This is a genomic window from Desulfovibrio sp. (assembly GCF_047607245.1).
Classification (GTDB): domain Bacteria; phylum Desulfobacterota; class Desulfovibrionia; order Desulfovibrionales; family Desulfovibrionaceae; genus Desulfovibrio.
Map to the genome: position 1 here is coordinate 1 of NZ_JASGDK010000171.1, position 3,865 is coordinate 3,865.

Consider the following 3,865-nt stretch of genomic DNA (forward strand, 5'->3'; position numbering starts at 1 on the left):
GCATTATTGGGGAAAGACCCAAGGTGCAAATAGGCATTCAGGCCATACGCGGCGGGGATGTGGTGGGCGTGCATACCGTCTATTTTATGGGCCCCGGCGAGCGCATTGAAGTTACGCATCATGCCCACTCGCGCGAAACTTTTGCGCAGGGCGCGTTGCGGGCGGCCTCTTGGCTGGCCGGACAAAAACCGGGCAAACTCTACGGCATGCAGGACATGTTTTAGAGCTGATTGGTATTGGCTGGCCTGCCGGAAACGGGTGGTAAAATTCTTGTGAAAGGCGCGAAATACGCAGGCCGCCGCAAATGCCTGATGCAGCCCCTTTGGCGCTCACACGAGGCATATCGTGATGTGGAAAGACAAAAAGAGTTTGTGCGGCATTGTCCTGTAGAGCGTGCCAGCCTCAGAATAAAATTAAGGCCCGACAGCGAGACTGCCGGGCCTTAATTTTATTTGGTGACTATTGCTGTTGCCGATCAACGTCTGTTCAGCAAAAGAACTGAGCCAAGAATAAGTCCGCCTCCGAGTACGACGCGCAGGCCGGGAACATCGCCGAGCACAACCCACGCTGCCAAAATGGCGTACACAGGCTCCAGCGTGATAATAAGAGCAGCCTGCCGTGCCTTGAGCACCACAAGGCTGTCAATAAAGATAACGTAGGCCAAAGCAGAGCAGAGGAGTCCGAGACAGGCTATCCACAGCCAGTCAAGGGCCCGTAGTTCGGCAAATTGCCACCAGGTGAATGGTAAAAGAAAGGCCGCAGTGACCACATTTTGCCACCATGTGGTCTGCAAGCTGGGAAGATGGCTGGCAAAGCGCCTGTTTGCAATGGTTACCAGGGCATAGGCAAGGCCGGATATTACCCCGAGCAAAAGTCCCGCCGTCCCATCATGAGCAAGGGAAAAGGACGGTGCGGTACACACAAGTCCCACCGTAACCAGGGCCAGACATTGCAATTCCTTGCTGCTGGGGCGCTCTCTGTACGCTATGGATTCAAAAAGCGTGGTAAAGGCGGGAAAGCAGGCAAAACCCAAAGTTCCAACGGCCACGCCGCCTATCTGTATGCCCATAAAAAATGTCACATAGTGGGCGGCAAGCAAAACCCCTGTCAGCACAAGGCCGACCATATCGTTGGTTTTCAGTCCACGCCACGGAGCCTGCCCTTTTTGCAGACCCAGCAGAGCAAGGGCCACCACCGCAAAACCAGCTCTGCCACACACCAGTACCGATGCAGAACATTGGCACAATTTGCCAAAAAGGCCGGATACGCCAAAGAGCAGTGTGGCAATATGGGCACGGGCCAGCGCATGCCGCACCGCGCTGGAAGACGGCGTGGTATCGCTTGTGGCAAACGTTGCGTCGGGTGGTGCTGCCGGGGGCGGCCCAGCCTTTATGGAGGCGGGCATTTTAACCGGGGGGGATGTCATGCTATGTCCTTGCGGAAGATGTACACAGGCTGCATTTACGCCAGTGCGAGCGGATACGCAAGCCTGCATGCGGCTGTGTGAAATAGAATAAATGATACTGTTTGGAGAAGAAAAATACCGAACTCTTTGAAAATGTTTTTAAAAATAAGTCTAGATTTTATCTTGAAAGTTTGCTTTAACTAGTGTAGCGCATTATAGAAGATGGCGTAACACGATGTCCGGCAACCGTATGAACCGGGCGCAATGCAACAGCACAGTTATTTTTCCGGGGGCATCATGCCGCAGGTCGCAGCACGAATTAATGAAGATCAGGAACGTTGGCTCAAGGATTATTTTCGCACCAAAAGCGCTGGTGCGGAGTTTATCCTGCCTTGGGCTGTAGATACGTTTTTTCGCGCTATTACAAGCATAAAGCATATGTTCAGCGGTCCGGAACTGAAGACGATTGTTGAAGCGCATAAGGACATGAAGCTCATGCCCGACCACACACGGCTGTCCTACCTCATGCTGCGTGTTTCTGACGCCTGCGATGTGGGCGGCATACATTTGCGCCACGGAGCCAGCAAATCCAGCCTTGAATCAAAGATCAAAAGCCTGGATGATACACAGGCGACGGCCCTTATGGTGTGGGCATCCGCTTTTTGGGTCAGCCGTAACTGTTCGGCAGAAAATCTGGATGAATACATCAAGGCGTATTGATCTTTCGGGATGAAGTCCGTAATTTTCAGGCCGCTTGCGCGGCCTTTTTTATTGGGGCAAATTTGAGTGCCAACATTCGGCGAATGGCAGGATTGCTGCTTGTCATCGGCACAGGGATGAGCCCTCCTGAGCGGCAATTGGGTTTAGGCTGCGCCTGTTGAACGGGAGAGATAAAACATGTTGAAGATTCTACGCGCCAAATTGCACGGTATTCGGGTGACCCAATGTGCGCTTGATTATCACGGCTCCATCACCCTTGACCCAGAAGTATGCAAACTGGCGGGCATTATGCCGCTGGAATTCGTGTACATATGGAATAAAAATAGCGGGCAGCGCATTTCTACCTATGTCATCTACGGCGAGGCCGGGTCACGCTGTTGCATACTTAACGGTGCGGCGGCCCGCACCTGCCAGATCGGCGACGAGGTCATTATCGGCGCGTTTGAATATGTGGCCGGGCCTCAGGACATCAGCCAGAGAGAGCCTGTGGTGCTTACCTTTGATGCCCACAACAATATTGAAGAGCGTTTGCGCTATATAGTAACGCAGGACGATGCGGATACGACGTTCAGTATTGTGTCTGATCCGCTATAAAATTGTGCCATGCGGCAAACAAAAAAAGCCCGGCTTTGCCGGGCTTTTTTTGTTATAGATTTGAAGAAACCGCTTTTGCGCGTCTGGAGCAGATCAACTGTTAAAAAGTTTACAAGCGTTAGCGCTTGGCCACATGATTCTTGTGGCTCAGGTAGTAGCCAATGCCAAGAATCACGAACCATATGGGGGTAGTGAACATAGCCATGCGCGTGTCTGCCTCGAATGTCAGCAGAACAAGCACTACCGCAAAGAATATCCAGCAAAGCCAGCAGGACAAAATGCCGCCGGGCAGCTTGAACTTTGAAGTTTCATGACGCTCTGGGTGACGCTTGCGGTAAACCACGTATGAATACAGTATCATGGACCACACGAAGATGAAGCAGACCGATGAAATGGTCGTCATGACGGTGAAGGCCGCCATAATGGTGGGCATGATAATGAGCATGGATGCGCCAAGCAGCAGGCAGAGGCAAGAGAACAGCAGACCGTTGGCGGGCACCCGGTGTGAAGAGAGCCGGCCAAAGGCTTTGGGGGCAACGCCCACCAGTGAAAGACCGTACAGCATGCGGCTTGTGGAGTAGATGCCGCTGTTGGCGGAAGAAGCCGCTGAAGTCAGTACGACAAAGTTAACAATACTGGCCGCAGCCGGAATGCCCACGGCCACAAACGTGTGTACGAAGGGGCTTGTTTCCGGGTTGATTTCAGTCCACGGCGTAATGCACATGATAGCCACAAGAGCGAACACGTAAAAGAAAACGATACGGAAAGGAATCGTGTTGATCGCCTTGGGCAGGTTCACTTCAGGGTCTTTGGCTTCTGCGGCTGTGGTGCCGATAAGCTCAATGCCCACGAATGCAAACATTGCTATCTGAAAGCCCGCAAAGAAGCCGAAGGCCCCCTTGGGGAACCATCCTCCATACTCCCACAGGTTGGACACAGCAGCTGCATGCCCTGATACCGGTGAGGTAAAGCCTGTGATCACCATTACGACCCCAGCAAGAATGATAGCCATAATGGCCACAATTTTGATGGAGGCAAACCAGAACTCCATTTCGCCGAACAGGTTCACCGAAACGAGGTTAAGGGCCATAATCAGCAATACGAAGAGAATGGACGGAATCCATACTGATAGTGACGGGAACCAGA

At 52.6% G+C, this 3,865-nt stretch carries 5 protein-coding genes; 3 read left to right on the forward strand and 2 right to left on the reverse strand.

Annotated features, from left to right (window positions below):
• A partial coding sequence (locus QM579_RS12775; protein WP_414999518.1) for a dihydrodipicolinate reductase C-terminal domain-containing protein occupies positions 1-224 on the forward strand: 224 nt, incomplete at its 5' end.
• A gap of 251 nt (positions 225-475) precedes the next feature.
• Here QM579_RS12775 and QM579_RS12780 read toward each other — a convergent pair.
• On the reverse strand, positions 476-1,426 hold the full coding sequence (locus QM579_RS12780; RefSeq protein ID WP_414999519.1) for a DMT family transporter: 951 nt from the start codon (positions 1,424-1,426) through the stop codon (positions 476-478).
• 276 nt (positions 1,427-1,702) lie between these two features.
• On the opposite strand from QM579_RS12780, the gene QM579_RS12785 reads away from it, so the two are divergent.
• Both QM579_RS12785 and panD read left to right on the forward strand, forming a co-directional pair.
• Positions 1,703-2,125: a hypothetical protein gene (locus QM579_RS12785; protein WP_183718118.1), complete on the forward strand. Its 423-nt coding sequence runs from the start codon at positions 1,703-1,705 to the stop codon at positions 2,123-2,125.
• Positions 2,126-2,302: 177 nt separating this feature from the next.
• Positions 2,303-2,719: an aspartate 1-decarboxylase gene (panD, locus tag QM579_RS12790; protein ID WP_414999520.1), complete on the forward strand. Its 417-nt coding sequence runs from the start codon at positions 2,303-2,305 to the stop codon at positions 2,717-2,719.
• 118 nt (positions 2,720-2,837) lie between these two features.
• Here the strand turns inward: panD and QM579_RS12795 are convergent.
• Positions 2,838-3,865, reverse strand: a 1,028-nt coding sequence (locus QM579_RS12795) for an amino acid permease (RefSeq protein WP_414999521.1), incomplete at its 5' end; no start/stop codon positions are given.